Genomic DNA, 15,602 nt, shown 5'->3' on the forward strand with positions numbered 1-15,602 from the left:
GCGTCAGCAGGCGAACGCCCCTCCTCCCTGGACCAGACCATGCCGAGTTCGAAACCGCTGATGACCACATCATCCGGCCCCATTCCAACAAGCGTCGAATCCGCGCTCCGCACGCTGGAGACGGAGAGCGGCGGCATCAACGCGCTGGCAGCCGCCCTGCGCGGCCCGCTGGGCGCAACCTTCGCCAAGGCAGTCGAGTTGATCCGGCAGGCCAAGGGCCGCGTCATTGTCACCGGCCTCGGCAAATCAGGCCATATGGGGCGCAAGATCGCGGCGACGCTGGCCTCGACCGGCACGCCCGCCTTCTTCGTTCACGCGGCGGAAGCCGGCCACGGCGATCTCGGCATGATCACCGCCGATGACGTCATCATGGCGCTGTCCTGGTCCGGCGAGCAGCCGGAGATGAAGAACCTCGTGAACTATTCGGCTCGCTTTGCGATTCCCATGATCGCGGTGACATCGAACGCCGCATCCTCGCTCGGCCAGGCCGCCGACCTCGTGATCGAGCTCCCGAAGGCGCGCGAGGCCTGCCCGCACAATCTTGCGCCGACCACCTCGACCCTGATGCAGGCCGCGATCGGCGACGCCATCGCGATCGCGCTGCTCGAAGGCCGCGGCTTCACCGCACTGGAATTCGCGCATTTCCACCCCGGCGGCAAGCTGGGCGCGATGCTGAAATTCGTCCGCGACTACATGCGCACAGGCGCGGAGATTCCGGTCAAGCCCGAAGGCACCGAGATGTCCGAGGCTGTGGTCGAGATGTCGGCCAAGGGGCTCGGCTGCGTCTGCATCGTCAACGCTGCGGGCGAGGCCGTCGGCATCATCACCGACGGCGATCTGCGCCGCCACATGCGGCCCGACCTTTTGACGGTGACGGTCGACGAGATCATGACGAAGCAGCCCAAGACCGTGCCTCCCTCGATGCTCGCGACCGAAATGATCGAGGTGCTGAACACCCGCAAGATCACGACGCTGGTCGTGACCGAAGCAGGCAAGGTGGTCGGCATCGTGCATCTGCACGATCTGTTGCGGGCGGGCGTGGCGTAGGGCGCGCACTCTCCAAGGAGTCGTTCCGGGGCGATGCAAAGCATCGAACCCGGAATCTCGAGATTCCGGGTTCACGCTTCGCGTGCCCCGGAATGACAGCGAGAGTGTGGCTCGCAATGACGGCGACTAGAGCGACTCCAGAAACCGCGCCGCATTCTCCTCCAGGGGCAGTCGCAGCCCGTTGGCCAGATAGGACACCGTGCGATAGAAGCCGCACAAGAGCATGATCTCCAGGATTTGCGCCTCGTCGTAATGCACCGAAAGCGCCGTGAACTCGGCGTCGCTCAACGTCGCGCGATGATGCAGCGCGTCCACCGCCCCGATCAGCGCCTGCTCCGCGGGCGACCAGCATGGCGACATGGCATCGCCCTGCACCGTGGCACGGATCTCCTCTTCGGTGAGCTTTGCCGGCCCGGCAAAGATCGCGACATGCACACCCCATTCGTATTCGCATCTGTTGAGCGCACAGGTGCGGTCGATGACGATCTCGCGCGTACGCAAGGACAGCGGGCCGGGATCGAGCAGGCCGCCGGCGCGAAACTTGTCCCAGGCGCGGGCGTGGCCCGCCATCACCCGGAACAGCACCAGCGGCGGCGCGCCGCGCATGATGCGGTCGAACTGCGCCTGGATCTCCGGGGGATAAGGCGGCGAGAGCGCGGCGATGCGCGGTGCAGCCTGAGACATAGGCCGCCTCCTTTGCTACAATTATCGTAGCAGCATGCTACACTATTTGTAGCACGACGCAAGGGGGTCGACGATGCCGAAGCAGGCCATTTCCGGATCGCACGGCGTGCGCGGCTCGCGCACGGGACGGCCGATCATGGCGCTGCTCGATCTCCTGGGGCGTCGCTGGAGCCTGCGGATTCTGTGGGAATTGCGTGGGGAGCCCCTCACCTCGCGCGCACTGCGCACGGCCTGTGATGAAGCCTCGCCGACAGTGCTCCAGGCGCGGCTAACGGAGCTGCGAGCGGCGGGCTTCGTCGAGCTTGGCGAAGGCGGAGGTTACGGGCTGACATCGCTCGGGCGCGAGCTGTGCGAGACGTTCATGCCGCTGCACAGGTTTGCGGAGAGGTGGAAGGGCAAGGGCGGCGCTTAAGTCTCGCGACGTAGTCCAGCAAACATGTCATTTGCGAGTGATGACGGTGAACTACGCCGCCGCGACAGTCAGATTCGCGCCGTCCACTTGGACCACCTTCACCCGTGTCCCCGCCGGCGTATCGGGACCTGAAACGCGCCAGACCGTATCGTCGATGCGGACCGTGCCCGAGCCGTCGATGATCGGCTTCTCCAGCGTGAACTCGCGGCCGAGCAACGCCTCTGTGCGCTTGTTGAGGAACGGGCTGGCGCCCGCGTCCGGCTTCGGCCGGGCAAGGCGGCGCCACACCGGCACGGCGGCGACGGCGAAGATCGCGAACATCACGAGCTGAATCTGCCAGGACACGGCAACAGCGAACGAGACCAGGCCGACGAGCAGCGCAGCCAGCCCGAGCCAGAACAGGAAGATGCCCGGCGCCAGCACCTCCAGCGCCATCAGGACGAAGCCGAAGATCAGCCAGTTCCAGGTGCCGAGCGATACGAACATGTCGGTCATGACACGACCTCTCTAAAGGGGCGCAGGCCCTTCATCCGAAAACCGGTACCCACTTTCGGGGGCATGCGCGTAGTCCCGTTACTGCTGCGGCACGGACGGCGGTGTCGGGCCGGACGACGGCACCGAGCCGCCGCGGCGGGCCGCGGCCGCTGCAGAGGCCGCGCTTTCGCCGAACGTGGCCTTGGCGATCTCGCCGATGCCGGCAAGCGAGCCCAGCATGCTCACGGCTTCCACCGGCAACATGATGATCTTCTGGTTCGGCGCATCCGCGAACTGGCCGAACGCCTTGATATATTTGTCGGCAATAAAATAGTTCAACGCGGCGACGTCGCCCTTGGAGATGGCCTCCGACACTGCCTGCGTCGCCTTGGCTTCGGCTTCGGCCAGACGTTCGCGCGCCTCGGCGTCGCGGAAGGCGGCTTCGCGGCGACCTTCCGCCTGAAGGATCTGGCCCTGCTTGGCGCCCTCGGCGCGCAGGATCTCCGACTGGCGCTGGCCTTCGGCGGCCAAAATGTCGGCGCGCTTGACGCGCTCGGCCTTCATCTGCCGGCCCATGGCTTCGACGAGGTCGGCTGGCGGCACGATGTCCTTGATCTCGATGCGGTTGACCTTGACGCCCCAGGGCGAAACCGCGGCGTCGACGACGCGCAAGAGACGTTCATTGATCTCGTCGCGATGCGACAGCACCTGGTCGAGGTCCATCGAGCCCATCACCGAGCGGATATTGGTCATGGTGAGGACCGTAATCGCCTGGGTCAGGTTGGCGACCTCGTAGCTCGCCTTCGCCGCATCGAACACCTGGTAGAAGGCGACGCCGTCCACCGTCACGGTGGCGTTGTCCTTGGTGATCACCTCCTGCTCGGGAATGTCGATCACCTGCTCCATCATGTTGATCTTGCGTCCGACGCGATCGAAATAGGGCACGATCAGATTGAGCCCGGGGCTGAGCGTCTGGGTGTATTTGCCGAACCGCTCGATGGTCCAGTCATGGCCCTGCGGCACCGTCTTTACGCCGGCCACCAGCGTGACGATGACGAGCAATACCAGAACGATCGCGAAAATGTCGAAGCCGCTCATTTTTCCTCCAGGGCGGGAAAAGAAGCCGGAAAAAGGACCTTTCCGGCGCTGTCATTGGTCGGGATCACGATCCTACCGGTTCAGCGGTCGCAATTCACGTCGGTATGGGTGCAATTCTGCACAAGACGCGCGAAGAGGAAATGCTAAGGATATGTATCTGCTCAAGGCTCTTGAAACCAAGCGGCAAAGGCCTACCGACAAATGTTAACTGGATCCGGTCATGCCATCATTTGTAGGCGGTTTCATTCGATGACGTCGTTCGCGATTGCGAGCAAACCCGCGGAAAGCGTGATGCCAAGCTCTTTGGCCGCCTTCAGGTTGATCGTCAGCTCGAACTTGGTGGGGTTCTGGACCGGGAGGTCGGCTGCGTGCGCGCCCTTCAGAATGCGGTCGATGTAGTCCGCCGCACGCCGGAGTTGCTCGGCGCTGTCGGTGCTGTAGGACATCAGCCCGCCCTCATCGACGAAGGTCCGGCTCCAGAACACCGCGGGCACGCGCGCCTCGGCGATCGCCGCCAGCAGATGCGCGCGGTTGGCCATGGTGAAGAAGTCCGGCAGGACCAGGATGGCGCCGTCTTTCCGCGAAGCCAGCGCCCCGATCGAGGCAGCGTCATGGACCGGCGCCGGCTCGACCATCACATGAAGGGTGCGCGCGGCATCCTCGATCGTGCGCAGCATCAGGGGCGCGAACGGCGCGGTGGCGGGATTGTAGACGACGAGCACGCGGCGGACGGGCGGCGTGACCTGGGTCAGCATCTCCAGCCATTTGCCGGCGAGCGGACCGTCATAGTCGGTGAAGCCGGTGATGTTGCCGCCGGGATGCGCGAGATTTTCGACAAATCCCTGGCTGACGGGATCGGTGACGACGGCGAACACGATCGGGATCGTCGTGGTGCGCCGGCGCAACTCCTCCACCGAGGGCGTACCGACCGCGAGCAGGATGTCAGGCCTGAGTGCGATCAACTCATCCGCAAGCTGCGCGATACGCGCGCGGTCGCCGCCGCCGCTGCGCCAGTCGATCGTGAGATTGGCTCGCTCCTTCCAGCCCTGGCCGGCGAGCGCCTCGACCAGGATCGTGCTGCGGGCCTGTCCGATCGCGTCATCGGCGGCAGTGACCGAGAGCACGCCGAGCCGCGCCGCGTTCGGCTGCTGCCCCAGCACCGCGGCGGGCATCGCCGCGGTCATCCCAAGAAGCGCCAGGCACCCGCGGCGATTCATCGGGCGCCCATCAGATCCAGCCCTGAAGCTCGCGCAGCACCAGGGTCCGGATCACGTCCATGCCAGGTCCGCTGTCGTTGAGGCAGGGGATCGCGGAAAACTGCTCGCCGCCACTATGCTTGAAGATCTCGGCGTTCTCCTGCGCGATCTCCTCCAGCGTCTCCAGGCAATCGGCGGCAAAGCCCGGCGTCACCACCGCGATGCGGCGCACGCCTTCCTTGGCGAGCCGCTCCATGGTCTTGTCGGTGTAGGGCTGGAGCCACTCGTCATTGCCGAAGCGCGACTGGAAGGTGAGCAGCAGCTTGGTCTCGTCCATGCCGAGCCGGCGACGCAGCGCCTCCGTCGTGGCAATACAGTGCTGCTGATAGGGATCGCCCTTCTCGACATAGGATTTCGGCATGCCATGGAAGGATGCGACGATCAACTCCGGTTTGAAGGACAGCGTCGCCAGATGCGCCTCAATCGAGGTCGCGAGCGCCTCGATATAGGCCGCGTCCTCGTAATAAGGCGGCGTCACCCGCAGCGTCGGCTGGTTGCGCAGGCGGGCCAGCACGCGGAACACTTCATCGCAGACGGTCGCCGAGGTCGAGGCGGAATATTGCGGATAGAGCGGCACGGCCAGGATGCGCTCGCACCCCTTCGCGATCAGCGCGTCGATGCCCGACTTGATCGAGGGATTGCCGTAGCGCATCGCCCAATCGACCACGACGTGGTCGCGGTCCGACAAGGCGGCGGCAAGCTTGTCGCTTTGCGAGCGCGTGATGGTTTTCAGTGGCGACTCGTTCCGTTCGGTGTTCCAGATCTTCTGGTAGTCCAACGCCTTGGTGCGGGGACGGCGGCGCAGGATGATCCCGTTGAGCACCAGCTTCCAGATCAGGCCCTGGTCCTCGATGACGCGCGCGTCACTGAGGAATTCCTTGAGGTAGACTCGCACGCCCGGCGCATCGGCGGTGTCAGGCGTTCCGAGATTGATCAGGAGCACCCCAACGCGCGGCAAGGCGGACTGGGTGGCCGGTCTCGCGGCCTCGACGGGGACGACACTGGTCATGGCTCTCTGGGTCGCGCGTTGGTCCGAACTTGTCAAGATGAGCCGGGGTTCGCTAGGGTCGCACCAGGCGGTGGAGGCAAGATGACACTCGCGGAATGGTGTGTATTCGGAGCGCTGCTGCTGTATCTGGCAACGATCGCCTCGGTCAAATGGATCAGGTTTCGCCGCTTCGACAATTCCCGGCCGCGCGACCCCGCCTTCTATGCGGACGACCTCTCGCAACGCGCTCTCGGCGCGCACCAGAACGGCATCGAGACCTTTCCGTTCTTCGCCTTCGCGGTGCTGCTCGCGGAATTCCGGGACTCGCCACAGCGCCTGATCGACGAGCTCGCGGCGCTGTTCCTGATCGTGCGCCTCGCCTATGTGCTGACCTATCTCGGCAACCGCCCGACCCTGCGCTCGATCCTCTGGAGCATCGGCTTTGCGATCAATCTCGGGATCTTCTTCATGCCGGCCTTGAAGAGGTTTCTGCCGGTGTGAGGCTCTGGCTGCGTGTCCCGAACGCTGTGCAGCACTTATGCGCTGCTCCACAGAGCCGGGATCCGGAAGGCGACGTCCTGCTGCATGGAGAGATGGGCCCCGGCTCAGCAGCGCACCGCTACGCGCTGCGCTGCGTCCGGGGCACGAGAGGCTTGCTCAAAAGCACGTCGTCCGTTCGGCGGCGATGTAGCCGAACAAGAGGCCAACGCCGAACAGCAGCACGAGGCCGGCAGCGCCGAATTCGATGCCGCGCATGAAGAGAGCACCGCCACCGTCGCGCCCGGCGCTGAGGCGGGCAGCGATGTCCTTGGCGGAGACGGCGACGATCGCGATGGCCGCGACCGTGATGGCGGTGCCGAGACCCATCAGGAAGGTAGCGGCGACGCCGGCCCAGAACAGGCCCTGGGCCAGTGCGAACACCAGGACCAGGATCGCACCCGAGCACGGGCGGATGCCGACGGTCAGGATCGCAGCGAACCCGCGCCGCCAGCCGCCGGGGCCGGCGAGCTCGCCGGGGGTGGGGCCGTGGGAATGACCACAATGCTCGTCATGGACGTGACCATGCCCATGGTCATGATGAGCGTGGCTGTGGCCATGCTGGTGATCGTGCCCGTGATCATGGTCATGATGAGCATGGGCATCGCGATGATGGGGATGATCGTGGTCGTGATGGTGCGGCACGCCCGCCATCGCCGGCACCGGCTGGGCGGCCTGAAGCGCGCGGATGAAGGAGCCGCCCTTGACCCACACCAGCCGCAGGCCGAACAGCGCGATCAGGGCGTAGCTCGCGATCTCAATCACCCCTTCCGCCCTGCACATGGTTTTCGCCGTCGCATTCAGCACCCAGGCCGAGATGCCGACGATCAGGACCGCCACCAGCGACTGCATCAGCGCGGAGGCGAACGACAGCGCAATGCCGCGGCGCGCCGTCTCGCGGTTGGCGACCAGGTAGGAGGCGATCACCGCCTTGCCGTGGCCGGGACCGGCGGCGTGAAAGATGCCATAGGCAAACGAGATGAACAGCAGCGTCCACACCGCCGATCCGTCCGACTTCGCGGCCCGGATGGTCGCCGACATCTGCCGATAGAATTCCGACTGTTTTGCCAGCAGCCAGCCGATGACGCCGCCGGCCTCGGGCTGGGCCGCCTGCTGGGGGCGCGGCGCGCCGAACGGATTTTGCGCGAGCAGATCATGGAGCGCGGCATCGGCCATGGCCACGACCAGCAGAACGGCGGTGCAGGCCAGCAGCCCGCGCGCGAGCGGAGAGAGTTGCGGCTTCAAGGGCAATCCACCGTGATCTTGTTGGCGAACATCATGCCGAAATTCGAGTTCTCGCCGTTCAGGAAGGTCTGCTCGTTGAGCTTCTGCGCGCTCGCGGTGCCGTCGCTCGGCCGCTCCAGCTTCATCTGGCAGCCCGCGGGCGCGCCGACCAGCTTGACCGGGTTGTCCTTGGCCATCTGGAAGTCGATGAAGAAGGAGCGGTCGAACACTTCGAGCACCAGTTGCCTGGGCTTGACCGGGGTCTTCAGCGGCAGCGTGAAATGCAGGGTCAGCACCGTGTCCTTGTAGTCGAGGAAGTAGTCGACCGGCTCCTGGAATCGCTCCTTCTTGCCGTCGGCTCGCGCGAAGGTGAAGTAGGCATATTCCTTCAGCGACTCGACATTGGTCTGCGCCAGCGGCGTCAGCTCCTCGCGCGTATAGGCGCCCTTGGTCTTGCTCTCGAGCCCCTGCACCGCATAGGCCGAGAACATGTCGTCGAAGGTCCAGGCATGGCGCACGCCGGTAATGGTTCCGTCAGCGGCGTAAAGAAGTTCGCTGGTCGCGGTGATCCAGACATGCGGATGCGCGCTCGCCGCCCCCCCTGCGAGCGTCATCGCGGCGACGAACAGCCATCCGAACGGAGTGCGCATGCCCATCAGGCCGCCTTGGCGTCGTCGAGCAGGCCGCGACGGCGCAGCAGCGCGTCGGGCTCGGGCGGGCGGCCGCGGAAGGCCTCGTAGGCAGCTTCGGGATCGACCGATCCGCCGCTCGAATAGATGTCGTCGTGCAGGCGCTTGGCGACGGCGGGATCGAAAATGTCGCCGGCCTCCTCGAATGCGCCGAAGGCGTCGGCGTCCATCACCTCCGACCACATGTAGCTGTAATAGCCCGCGGCATAGTGATCGCCGGTGAAGATATGGCCGAACTGCGTGGGCCGGTGACGCAGCGCGATCTCCTCGGGCATGCCGATCTTCTCCAGCTCGCGTCTCTCGAAGGCGCGGACGTCCTGCGCGGCCGCGGCCGGCTGGGTGTGGAATTCGAGGTCGATCAGGGCCGAGGAGACGAACTCGACCGTGGCAAAGCCCTGGTTGAATTTCCGCGCGGCAAGGAAGCGCTGGAGCAGGTCGTCCGGCAGCGGCTCACCGGTCTGGTAGTGGCGGGCGAACTTCTGGAGCACCTCGGGCCGCTCCTGCCAGTGCTCGTAGAGCTGCGAGGGCAGCTCGACGAAGTCGGTGAACACCGAGGTGCCCGACAGCGAAGGATAGGTCACGTTGGAGAGCATGCCGTGCAGGCCGTGGCCGAACTCGTGGAACAGGGTGCGGGCATCGTCGGGCGACAGCAAAGAAGGCTCGCCGCCGGCGCCCTTGGCAAAATTGCAGATGTTGAGAACGAGCGGCGCAACGTCGCCGTCGAGCTTCTGCTGGTCGCGCAGCGAGGTCATCCAGGCGCCGGAGCGCTTCGACGGGCGGGCGAAGTAGTCGCCATAGAACAGCGCCTTATGCTTGCCGTCCGGCCCCTTCACCTCCCAGACCCTGACGTCCGGGTGCCAGACTGGAACGTCCTTGCGCTCCTCGAAAGCGATGCCGAATAGGCGCGTGGCGCAGTCGAAGGCAGCAGCAATCATGTGGTCGAGCGAGAGATAGGGCTTGATCGCAGCGTCGTCGAAATTGGCCCGCTCAAGGCGCAGCTTCTCGGCATAGAAGCGCCAGTCCCAGGGCGCGAGCTTGAAATTGCCGCCCTCGGCCGTAATCAGCGCCTGCATCTCGTCGCGGTCGGCGAGCGCGCGTGCCCGCGCCGGCTTCCAGACCCGCTCCAAAAGGCCCCGCACCGCTTCCGGCGTCCTGGCCATGGAGTCCTCGAGCCGGTAGGCGGCGAAAGTCGGGTAGCCCAAAAGCTTGGCGCTCTCCTCGCGCAGCTTCAGGATCTCGACAATGGTTCCGTTATTGTCATTGGCGTTGCCGTTGTCGCCGCGCGCGATGAAGGCCTTGTAGACCTTCTCGCGCAGGTCGCGCCGGGCCGAGCTCTTCAGGAACTGTTCGACCGAGGAGCGCGACAGCGTGACGATGGCCTTGCCCTGCATGCCGCGCTCTTCTGCCGCGGCCTTGGCGCCGGCGACAAAGCTCTCCGGCAGGCCCTGGCAGTCGGCCTCCCCCAACTCCATGACCCAGTCCTGCTCGTCCCCGAGCAGATGGTGGCTGAAGCTGGTGCCGAGCTGGGCGAGCCGCTCGTTGATCTCGGCCATCCGCGCCTTGGCATCCTCGGAGAGACCGGCACCGGAGCGGTGGAAGCGGGTGTAGGTGCGCTCCAGCAGGCGAAGCTGCTCGGGAGCGAGCCCGAGATTGGCGCGGTTCTCGTGCAGCTGGGCGATGCGGCCGAACAGCACGGCGTTCATCATGATCGGATTCCAGTGCCGCGCCATCCGCAAGGAGACCTCCTTGTCGATCTCCAGGATGACCGGATTGGAATGCGCCGAAACGAGGTCGTAGAAGACCGCCGCGACCTTGCTCAGCAGCTTGCCCGAGCGCTCCAGCGCCGTGACGGTGTTCGCGAAGTCGGGCGCCGCCGGATCGTTGGTGATCGCCGCGATCTCGGCGGAATGGTCCGCGAAAGCCTGCTCGAAGGCGGGCAGGAAGTGCTCCGGCTTGATCTCGTCGAAGGGCGGGGTCGCGAACGGCGTCACCCAGGCTTTCAGCAGCGGGTTGGCCTCGGCTTCCGTATTTTGGCGGGTTTCTGACATCACAAGTCCCGAATTCGTGGCTCGATTGTTGCGGCCAGCTATAGCACGCGATGGGGCTTTTTTGGGCCGTTTGCCCTTGCTCCCGGCCGGCTTTTCGGGGAGATTGCGGCCCTCGCAGACCACGGACCCTGAGCTCATGAACGCGTCTTCCTCGTCTTCCCGTCAGATCGTCTGGCCGAGCGTCATCACCGTCATCAGCGCCGCCATCCTGATCGGCGCGGAGGTGTTCGGCGCGGCCTTTGCCGGCGGCTGGGCGCTCGCGATCCTGTTCGGGCTCGGCGACCAGGGCGCCCACATCCTCCAGGCCGTGCTGTTCGCACTCGGCGTGCTGGTGATGACCGCGTTCATCCGCGGAGCGCAGCGCGTCGAGCCGTTCACGAAGCGCGGCTGAAGCTCGCGCGCGACGGACGCGCGCGCTGCATGGAAAAGCTTAACGCGCGTTCATCTTCCGCGTCGCTCGCGCAACACTGCGCAAGCGGATGTTAGGCAATTCCGTTCTCAGCCTAAAAAAATTCTTGCGAAGCAGAGTCAAAACGCTTATGTGCGCTCTTGCCCAATTTCGCACGTGCCTGTGGTCGTGTGTCAGTCGGTAGGTATCCGGACAAGAGGCCGGACAGCCGCCAAGGGGTGAAGAAGCCGAGGGGCTCTTCGGAAGTGCAGAAATCGGAAGACCGAAAGTCGCAAGACATGAAGGTCAGACGATGAAGCAAACCCGAAGCGCCCAGCATCTCTCTCAAAGAGATGCCATGTCGAAGGTGACTTTGCTCCTTGCAACCGTGACTGGCAGCCGGAGGCGAACCGGCGCACCCCGCTCTCAACGGGGGACGCGACTTAAAGCAACGACGGATCGGGCTTTTTTGGTCTCTACCGGCAGTCCAACGCCGGCGCGGGCTACTGAAAAGGCTTGTCCTTCATTGCCAGGTGTGCGGGCGGGAAAATTCCCAACCAATCCACGGCAGCACAATTCGGTCTAGGGTTCTTGGCCCTGTCGCGTCTCCATCGTGCGGCAGCGCCATTGCACCCTCGTCCGAGAACCACTTTGAACGAGCTCCGTCGCTGGGGCCGCTTTGGAGAGTGCTATGACCGAACGAATCCAGGAATTCCTGCGCAACCGCCGCAAGGATGGCCTCGACACCGAGCCGTGCCTCGTCGTCGACCTCGAGGTCGTGCGCGACAATTACCAGAGCTTCGCCAAGGCACTGCCCGACAGCCGCGTGTTCTATGCCGTCAAGGCGAACCCGGCGCCGGAAGTGCTGGCCCTGCTCGCCTCCATGGGCTCCTGCTTCGACACCGCGACCGTCGCCGAGATCGAGATGGCGCTGGCTGCTGGTGCGACGCCCGACCGCATCTCCTTCGGCAACACGATCAAGAAGGAGCGCGACATCGCGCGCGCCTTCGCGCTCGGCATTCGGCTGTTCGCGGTCGACTGCGCCGCCGAGGTCGAGAAGGTCGCCCGTGCCGCCCCCGGCGCCAAGGTGTTCTGCCGCATCCTCTATGACTGCGCCGGCGCCGAGTGGCCGCTGTCGCGCAAGTTCGGCTGCGACCCGGAGATGGCGGTCGAGGTGCTCGACCTCGCCAAGCGCCTTCGCCTGGAGCCGTACGGCATCTCCTTCCATGTCGGCTCGCAGCAGCGCAAGGTGAAGGCGTGGGACCGTGCGCTGGCAATGGCCTCGCAGGTGTTCCGCGACTGCGCCGAGCGCGGCATCAACCTGTCCATGGTCAACATGGGCGGCGGCTTTCCGACCAAGTACCTGAAGGACGTGCCGCCGGTCGTGACCTACGGCCGCTCGATCTTCCGCGCGCTGCGCAAGCACTTCGGCAACCGGATCCCGGAGACCATCATCGAGCCGGGCCGCGGCATGGTGGGCAACGCCGGCATTATCGAATCCGAGGTCGTGCTCATCTCGAAGAAGAGCGACGAGGACGAGGTGCGCTGGGTCTATCTTGACATCGGCAAGTTCGGCGGTCTCGCCGAGACCATGGACGAGTCGATCCGCTACGCCATCCGCACCCGTCACGACGGCGCGGACATGACGCCGTGCGTGCTCGCGGGTCCGACCTGCGACAGCGCCGACGTGCTGTACGAGAAGGCCCCGTATCCGCTTCCCGTCACGCTCGAGATCGGCGACAAGGTGCTGATCGAAGGCACCGGGGCCTATACGTCGACCTACTCGTCGGTGGCGTTCAACGGCATCCCGCCGCTGAAGACGTATCACATCTGATCGCCTCCTGCTTCTGAGGCCTGACGAACCCGGGAGCCGGCCTGCCGGCTCCCTTCCAGAAATCCCAATTTTGACGACGTCTTGAACGGACGTGCCTTCCGGCGCGTCCGTCCAAGCGGGGACTGACGCGCCATGACTGCTTTTCGGAAGCCACAAGTCACCCTCACTTCGAAAGCCGCTCCGTTCGCGATCCGCGCGGAGCGTGCTGCCGACGTCGCGATGCGTGAAGCGCTGCTGGATGCCTGCTTTGGCGAGAACCGCCATGGCCGCACCTGCCAGCGCCTGCGCGACGGACGCGCACCTGCCGCCGGCCTCGCGCTGGCCGCCGTGCGCGAGGGCAAGCTCGTGGGAACCGTGCGGCTGTGGCACGTCAGCGCCGGAGGCAGGCCCGCTCTGGTCCTCGGACCGCTGGCGGTCGACCCTGCCTGCCGCGAGCTCGGGATCGGCGCCGCGCTGATGCATCAAGCGCTGGCCGCCGCCCGGGCGCGCGGGCATGCCGCCGTGATCCTGCTCGGCGACGCGCCTTATTACGCCCGCTTCGGCTTCTCGGCGGAGAAGACCGGCGAGCTCTCGCTGCCCGGCCCGTTCGAGCGTGACCGCCTGCTGGCGGTCGAATTCACCGATGGCGCGCTCGATGGCGCCGAAGGGCCGATCGTCCCGACCCGCGCGGCCCTGCCCAAACGGAGGGCGGTTCGCGCACCTGTGGCGCACGCGGCCTAGGAGATCGCCTTCATAGCGAAGAGCGAAGCCGCACTGAGCGGCGGCGTCCAAACGCGCCTGCGCTGGCTTCCTTTGGGGTTGCGCAGCCGCAAGAAACGCCCTTTAACCCCGCGAAACGTCCCTTCCGTCGAGGCCCATGACCATGTCCCGTCGCCTGATCTCCACCGGCTCTCCCCTCGAAAAGACCGTCGGCTACAGCCGCGCCGTGATCGACGGCGAGTTCGCCTTCGTCGCGGGAACCACCGGCTATGACTACACCACGATGACGATGCCGGCCGATGTCACGAGCCAGTCACGCAACTGCTTCAAGACCATCGAAGCCGCCCTGCAAGAGGGCGGATTCGAGATGGCCGATATCGTCCGTGCGACCTACTACGTCACCGATGCCGGCTACATCGATGCCCACTTTGCCGTCTGCGGCGAGGTTCTCGGTGACATCAGGCCGGCCGCGACGTTGCTGGTCGTCACCGCTCTCGCCAAGCCCGAGATGAAGGTCGAGATCGAAGTCACCGCCAAGCGCCGCGGCGTCTAAAAAGCGCCGCAGCATCTGACAAGCGCCGCAGCGCCTGATCCACCCATCACCCCTTGTCCGCCAGCACGTTCCGGAGAAACCATCCCATGAGCCCCGCCTCGCAGATCTACGCGAAGATCACCGGTCCCATCGTCATGGTCGGCTTCGGCTCCATCGGCAAAGGCACATTGCCGGTGATCGAGCGGCATCTCGACTACGACAAGTCGCGCATCACCGTGCTCGATCCCAAGGACGAGGGCCGCAAGGCGCTTTGCGAGAAGCACAATGTCCGCTTCATCCAGAAGGGCCTGACCAAGGACAATTATCGCGAGGTGCTGACCCCGCTGCTCACTGAAGGCGGCGGTCAGGGTTTTTGCGTCAATCTCTCGGTCGACACCGGCTCGACTGACATCATGGAGCTCTGCAACGAGCTCGGCGCTCTCTATATCGACACCGTCAACGAGCCCTGGCTCGGCTTCTACTTCGATGCGTCGAAGGGCCCGGAGGCGCGCTCCAACTACGCGCTCCGCGAAGTGACGCTCGCCGCCAAGAAAGCGCGGCCCAAGGGCTCGACGACGGCCGTCTCCTGCTGCGGCGCCAATCCCGGCATGGTCTCCTTTTTCGTCAAGCAGGCGCTGCTCAATGTTGCCGCCGACCTGAAGCTCAACGCCCCCAGGCCGAAGACCAAGGCCGAATGGGCAGACCTGATGCGGCAGGCCGGTATCAAGGGCATCCACATCGCCGAACGCGACACCCAGCGCTCCAGGAAGCCGAAAGAGCCTGACGTCTTCGTCAACACCTGGTCGGTGGAAGGTTTCCTGTCGGAAGGCGTGCAGCCCTCCGAACTCGGTTGGGGCACCCATGAAAAATGGATGCCCGAGAATGCGCATACCCACGAAGCCGGCTGCGGCGCCGCTATCTATCTGATGCAGCCCGGCGCCAACACGCGCGTGCGCACCTGGTGCCCGACCCGCGGGGCGCAATATGGCTTCCTCGTCACCCACAACGAGTCGATCTCGATCGCCGACTACTTCACGGTGCGCGACGCCTCGGGCAAGGCGATCTACCGGCCGACCTGCCACTACGCCTACCATCCGGCTGACGATGCCGTGCTGTCGCTGCATGAAATGTTCGGCCGCGCCGGGAAGATGCAGGAGAAGCACCACATCCTCGACGAGAACGAGATCGTCGATGGCATCGACGAGCTCGGCGTGCTGCTGTTCGGCCATGACAAGAACGCCTACTGGTACGGCTCGCAGCTCTCCATCGAGGAGACCCGCAAGCTCGCGCCCTATCAGAACGCCACGGGCCTGCAAGTGACCTCCGCCGTGCTCGGCGGCATGGTATGGGCGTTGGAGAATCCCAACGAAGGCATCGTCGAAGCCGACGAGATGGATTTCGATCGCCTCTTGGAAATCCAGCTGCCGTATCTCGGCCCGGTGAATGGCTTCTACACCGACTGGACGCCGCTGACCGATCGTCCGGGACTGTTCCCGGAAGACATCGACACGAGCGATCCCTGGCAGTTCCGGAATATTCTGGTGCGGTGAGGGGCGACACGTCTCGCCTCACCCACCGCCGTCATGCCCCGCGCAGGCGGGGCATCCAGTACGCCGCGGCTTATCCGTATCCACGCTCCGTCTCTAGAACACTGGATCCCCCGCCTGCGCGGGGGATGACACCGAGTGCGCG

Annotated in this window: 16 protein-coding genes; 8 read left to right on the forward strand and 8 right to left on the reverse strand. The window is 65.2% G+C overall.

What is annotated here, in order from left to right; genetic code table 11:
• The first annotated feature begins 39 nt into the window (after positions 1-39).
• Positions 40-1,047: a KpsF/GutQ family sugar-phosphate isomerase gene (locus XH87_RS25855; RefSeq protein WP_199763203.1), complete on the forward strand. Its 1,008-nt coding sequence runs from the start codon at positions 40-42 to the stop codon at positions 1,045-1,047.
• 126 nt (positions 1,048-1,173) lie between these two features.
• Here the strand turns inward: XH87_RS25855 and XH87_RS25860 are convergent, their stop codons facing one another.
• Positions 1,174-1,731, reverse strand: a complete 558-nt coding sequence (locus XH87_RS25860; RefSeq protein WP_271589415.1) for a carboxymuconolactone decarboxylase family protein — start codon at positions 1,729-1,731, stop codon at positions 1,174-1,176.
• Positions 1,732-1,804: 73 nt separating this feature from the next.
• On the opposite strand from XH87_RS25860, the gene XH87_RS25865 reads away from it, so the two are divergent.
• Positions 1,805-2,143, forward strand: coding sequence for a winged helix-turn-helix transcriptional regulator (locus XH87_RS25865; protein ID WP_271589416.1), 339 nt, complete (start codon positions 1,805-1,807; stop codon positions 2,141-2,143).
• A gap of 51 nt (positions 2,144-2,194) precedes the next feature.
• On the opposite strand, the gene XH87_RS25870 is transcribed toward XH87_RS25865, so the two are convergent.
• The 4 genes from XH87_RS25870 to hemH all read right to left on the reverse strand — a co-directional run bounded on the left by XH87_RS25870 (position 2,195) and on the right by hemH (position 5,980).
• Positions 2,195-2,638: an NfeD family protein gene (locus XH87_RS25870; RefSeq protein WP_271589417.1), complete on the reverse strand. Its 444-nt coding sequence runs from the start codon at positions 2,636-2,638 to the stop codon at positions 2,195-2,197.
• Between the two features lie 78 nt (positions 2,639-2,716).
• A complete protein-coding gene (locus tag XH87_RS25875; protein ID WP_271523109.1) occupies positions 2,717-3,715 on the reverse strand; it encodes an SPFH domain-containing protein in 999 nt (332 codons plus the stop codon).
• Positions 3,716-3,957: 242 nt separating this feature from the next.
• Complete coding sequence (locus tag XH87_RS25880) at positions 3,958-4,932, reverse strand: ABC transporter substrate-binding protein (RefSeq protein WP_333909195.1); 975 nt, start codon at positions 4,930-4,932, stop codon at positions 3,958-3,960.
• 10 nt (positions 4,933-4,942) lie between these two features.
• On the reverse strand, positions 4,943-5,980 hold the full coding sequence (gene hemH, locus XH87_RS25885; RefSeq protein WP_271589419.1) for a ferrochelatase: 1,038 nt from the start codon (positions 5,978-5,980) through the stop codon (positions 4,943-4,945).
• A gap of 81 nt (positions 5,981-6,061) precedes the next feature.
• On the opposite strand from hemH, the gene XH87_RS25890 reads away from it, so the two are divergent.
• Positions 6,062-6,460 (forward strand): MAPEG family protein, encoded by a 399-nt coding sequence (locus XH87_RS25890; RefSeq protein ID WP_271589420.1) that lies wholly within the window; start codon positions 6,062-6,064, stop codon positions 6,458-6,460.
• Between the two features lie 156 nt (positions 6,461-6,616).
• Here the strand turns inward: XH87_RS25890 and XH87_RS25895 are convergent, their stop codons facing one another.
• Genes XH87_RS25895 through XH87_RS25905 form a run of 3 tightly spaced genes read right to left on the reverse strand, consistent with a single transcriptional unit; the run spans position 6,617 to position 10,457 of the window.
• Positions 6,617-7,741, reverse strand: a complete 1,125-nt coding sequence (locus XH87_RS25895) for a nickel/cobalt transporter (RefSeq protein ID WP_271589421.1) — start codon at positions 7,739-7,741, stop codon at positions 6,617-6,619.
• Entirely contained in the window at positions 7,738-8,376 is a 639-nt protein-coding gene (locus tag XH87_RS25900) for a DUF1007 family protein (RefSeq protein WP_035707032.1), read from the reverse strand. The genes XH87_RS25895 and XH87_RS25900 overlap by 4 nt, the downstream gene beginning before the upstream one ends.
• Complete coding sequence (locus tag XH87_RS25905; RefSeq protein ID WP_271589422.1) at positions 8,376-10,457, reverse strand: M3 family metallopeptidase; 2,082 nt, start codon at positions 10,455-10,457, stop codon at positions 8,376-8,378. The genes XH87_RS25900 and XH87_RS25905 overlap by 1 nt, the downstream gene beginning before the upstream one ends.
• A gap of 136 nt (positions 10,458-10,593) precedes the next feature.
• On the opposite strand from XH87_RS25905, the gene XH87_RS25910 reads away from it, so the two are divergent.
• The 5 genes from XH87_RS25910 to XH87_RS25930 all read left to right on the forward strand — a co-directional run bounded on the left by XH87_RS25910 (position 10,594) and on the right by XH87_RS25930 (position 15,460).
• Complete coding sequence (locus XH87_RS25910) at positions 10,594-10,848, forward strand: hypothetical protein (RefSeq protein WP_035707037.1); 255 nt, start codon at positions 10,594-10,596, stop codon at positions 10,846-10,848.
• A 688-nt stretch (positions 10,849-11,536) separates the two neighbouring features.
• The gene (locus XH87_RS25915) at positions 11,537-12,679 is read left to right on the forward strand and encodes a type III PLP-dependent enzyme (protein ID WP_271589423.1); all 1,143 of its coding nucleotides are present in this window, start codon (positions 11,537-11,539) and stop codon (positions 12,677-12,679) included.
• Between the two features lie 132 nt (positions 12,680-12,811).
• Positions 12,812-13,399 carry a GNAT family N-acetyltransferase gene (locus XH87_RS25920; RefSeq protein WP_271589424.1) on the forward strand — a complete coding sequence of 196 codons (588 nt, stop codon included), beginning with the start codon at positions 12,812-12,814 and terminating at the stop codon, positions 13,397-13,399.
• A 142-nt stretch (positions 13,400-13,541) separates the two neighbouring features.
• Entirely contained in the window at positions 13,542-13,931 is a 390-nt protein-coding gene (locus XH87_RS25925; protein WP_271589752.1) for a RidA family protein, read from the forward strand.
• Between the two features lie 86 nt (positions 13,932-14,017).
• Positions 14,018-15,460 (forward strand): homospermidine synthase, encoded by a 1,443-nt coding sequence (locus tag XH87_RS25930; RefSeq protein WP_271589425.1) that lies wholly within the window; start codon positions 14,018-14,020, stop codon positions 15,458-15,460.
• Positions 15,461-15,602: the final 142 nt, after the last annotated feature.

The sequence above is a fragment of the Bradyrhizobium sp. CCBAU 53415 genome (assembly GCF_028128735.1).
In the GTDB taxonomy this organism is placed as follows: Bacteria; Pseudomonadota; Alphaproteobacteria; order Rhizobiales; family Xanthobacteraceae; genus Bradyrhizobium.